This is a genomic window from Actinomadura sp. NPDC048394 (genome assembly GCF_040651755.1).
In the GTDB taxonomy this organism is placed as follows: domain Bacteria; phylum Actinomycetota; class Actinomycetes; order Streptosporangiales; family Streptosporangiaceae; genus Spirillospora; species Spirillospora montaniterrae.
Genome location: NZ_JBEZJL010000192.1, coordinates 1 through 1,402, shown reverse-complemented (window position 1 = coordinate 1,402; position 1,402 = coordinate 1). Strand labels below are relative to the sequence as shown.

The 1,402-nt window shown below is 58.2% G+C and carries 1 rRNA gene; it reads left to right on the top strand.

Features of this window, described 5'->3' with window-relative positions:
* Positions 1 to 1,402, top strand: a 23S ribosomal RNA gene (locus tag AB0C78_RS50785); the annotation flags it as partial.

Sequence of the window (1,402 nt, the reverse complement as noted above, 5' to 3'; positions counted from 1 at the left end):
CCCGAGGGGGTAGTAGGTGAGTGATGGGGTGACGCAGGAGGGTAGCTCAGCCCAGGCGATGGTTGTCCTGGGGTAAGCATGTAGCCCGGTGTGTAGGTAAATCCGCACGCCATTTAAGGGTGAGATGTGATGCCGAGCCGTTTTAGGTGAAGTGAGTGATCCCATGCTGCCGAGAAAAGCCTCTAGCGAGTGTACCGGCGGCCCGTACCCTAAACCGACTCAGGTGGTCAGGTAGAGAATACCAAGGCGATCGGGTGAACTGTGGTTAAGGAACTCGGCAAATTGCCCCCGTAACTTTGGGAGAAGGGGGACCACGTCTGGTGATGGCACTTGCTGCCTGAGCTGGGGGTGGTCGCAGAGGCCAGGGGGAAGCGACTGTTTACTAAAAACACAGGTCCGTGCGAAGTCGTAAGACGCTGTATACGGACTGACGCCTGCCCGGTGCCGGAACGTTAAGAGGACCGGTTAGACCTTCGGGTCGAAGCTGAGAATCTAAGCGCCGGTAAACGGCGGTGGTAACTATAACCATCCTAAGGTAGCGAAATTCCTTGTCGGGTAAGTTCCGACCTGCACGAATGGCGTAACGACTTCCCCGCTGTCTCAACCACAGGCCCGGTGAAATTGCAGTACGAGTAAAGATGCTCGTTTCGCGCAGCAGGACGGAAAGACCCCGGGACCTTCACTACAGCTTGGCATTGGCGTTTGGAACGGTTTGTGTAGGATAGGTGGGAGACGGTGAAGCCCGCACGCCAGTGTGGGTGGAGTCATTGGTGAAATACCACTCTGGTCGTTTTGAGCGTCTAACCCGCGCCCGTGTATCCGGGTGGGGGACAGTGCCTGGTGGGTAGTTTAACTGGGGCGGTTGCCTCCCAAAGAGTAACGGAGGCGCCCAAAGGTTCCCTCAGCCTGGTTGGCAATCAGGTGGCGAGTGCAAGGGCACAAGGGAGCTTGACTGTGAGACGGACGTGTCGAGCAGGTGCGAAAGCAGGGCCTAGTGATCCGGCACCTACGTGTGGAAGTGGTGTCGCTCAACGGCTAAAAGGTACCCCGGGGATAACAGGCTGATCTTCCCCAAGAGTCCATATCGACGGGATGGTTTGGCACCTCGATGTCGGCTCGTCGCATCCTGGGGCTGGAGTAGGTCCCAAGGGTTGGGCTGTTCGCCCATTAAAGCGGCACGCGAGCTGGGTTTAGAACGTCGCGAGACAGTTCGGTCCCTATCCGCTGCGCGCGTAGGAGAATTGAGAGGGTCTGTCCCTAGTACGAGAGGACCGGGACGGACGAACCTCTGGTGTGCCAGTTGTCCCGCCAGGGGCACGGCTGGTTGGCTACGTTCGGTCGGGATAACCGCTGAAAGCATCTAAGCGGGAAGCCTTCCTCGAGATGAGTTCTCCCTCCCCTC